An 880-nucleotide genomic window follows, 5' to 3' on the forward strand; every position below is an offset into this window, starting at 1 on the left:
CCAGACGGCAACAGAAACCGTACGCTTCATCAATGGCGATACCGGGGCAACGGTCGCGCCAAGCAAGACGGCGACGATCACGTATCACCGGACGGCCACCGTTGATGTAGCCACGGTTACGGTCACCTACGGTGCATGGGAAACGGACAACAATACGTTCGCCGCGGTACCAGCAGCGACGAAAGCAGGCTTAACGCCAGACCAAACGGAAGTACCAGCACTAGTTGATGACACCGCCGCCGATGTGACGTTAACGGTTTACTACTACCCAGCAACGATCACGGTCAACCCGCAGACTCCTGCCGGTGATGACCCAAGTCAGGTCGGTCCGCAGGACCCAGGAACACCAGTGGACCCCGAAAACACTGATGGGCCAAAGTACCCAGCAGGTGTAGATACGGCTAGTCTGAACCGGACGGCAACGGAGACCGTACGCTTCATCAATGGCGACACTGGGGCAACGGTTGCGCCAAGCAAGACAGCGACGATTACGTACCACCGGACAGCCAGCGTTGATGTAGCCACGGGTACGGTCACCTACGGTGCATGGGAGACGGACAACAATACGTTCGCCGCAGTACCAGCAGCGACGAAAGCAGGCTTAACGCCAGACCAAACGGAAGTGCCAGCACTAGTTGATGACACCGCCGCCGATGTGACGTTAACGGTTTACTACTACCCAGCAACGATCACGGTTAACCCGCAGACTCCTGCCGGTGATGACCCAAGTCAGGTCGGTCCGCAGGACCCAGGAACACCAGTGGACCCCGAAAACACTGATGGGCCAAAGTACCCAGCAGGTGTAGATACTGACAGTCTGAACCGGACGGCAACGGAGACTGTACGCTTTATCAATGGTTACACGGGGGCAACGGTTGCA

General features: G+C 57.6%; 1 protein-coding gene. It reads left to right on the forward strand.

What is annotated here, in order from left to right; translation table 11 throughout:
- The coding region (locus JCM13996_RS11190; RefSeq protein ID WP_439646487.1) for a mucin-binding protein at positions 1–880 on the forward strand (880 nt) is incomplete at both ends.

The organism is Lacticaseibacillus thailandensis DSM 22698 = JCM 13996, assembly GCF_001312865.1.
Lineage (GTDB): Bacteria > Bacillota > Bacilli > Lactobacillales > Lactobacillaceae > Lacticaseibacillus > Lacticaseibacillus thailandensis.